The sequence below is a fragment of the Streptococcus sp. GMD1S genome (assembly GCF_000296875.1).
GTDB lineage: Bacteria > Bacillota > Bacilli > Lactobacillales > Streptococcaceae > Streptococcus.
Map to the genome: position 1 here is coordinate 1 of NZ_AJQY01000249.1, position 681 is coordinate 681.

Annotated in this window: 1 protein-coding gene and 1 pseudogene; both read left to right on the plus strand. The window is 35.7% G+C overall.

The window, feature by feature from the left end:
• Positions 1 to 66 (plus strand): annotated as a pseudogene (locus GMD1S_RS11895) (RNA-binding protein); the annotation flags it as partial.
• A 41-nt stretch (positions 67 to 107) separates the two neighbouring features.
• Positions 108 to 452: a MazG nucleotide pyrophosphohydrolase domain-containing protein gene (locus GMD1S_RS08600; RefSeq protein WP_000654122.1), complete on the plus strand. Its 345-nt coding sequence runs from the start codon at positions 108 to 110 to the stop codon at positions 450 to 452.
• The last annotated feature ends 229 nt before the right edge of the window (positions 453 to 681 follow it).

Here is a 681-nt window from a genome sequence, read left to right on the forward strand (position 1 = left end):
AGAACGATTGTCTACTCTGTCCCAACTGAAGACAAGAAAGTAAGAATCGTTATCGATGAAAAATAAAGAAAGCGGGACAGATGTCTCGCTTTTTTGTGGAGGAGAAGATGAAGGATTTAACCTTTAGACAATTACAAGCTTACTTACTCGAACATTACCAACAGTCTCGAACTGAGGAAGGCCTCTTTATCAAACTAGTGGAGGAAGTCGGAGAAGTAGCTGAGGTCTTGAATGGGCGCTCTGGTCGAAAAGAGGGCGTTCAGGACTCAAACGAGGAACTAGCCAAAGAACTGGCAGATATCATTCACTATACGGTTGCAATTGCGGCCATCAACGATATTGACCTAACCAAAACCATCTTTGACAAAGATAAGAAGTCTGCCATTAAGTATCAGCATGAAAGAGATTTGGAAGGATTTTTGAAGGGAGATTTGAGAAATATTGAACACTGATTATTTTTTAAAAATAGACTGGGCGATGTATATTGATTGGTTATTACGAATTATACAGATTTCGACTTTTATAGGTGTAATTTTAAAAATTAGTTTCCAGAATAAGGCCTATATTAATAATATCGAAATTCAGGCAATTAAACCAATCGAATTTGATTCCTTACTTACATACGAGATTTCATCATGTTTATGAGTTTAAACATAATAAAAATGATAAACATTATAACCA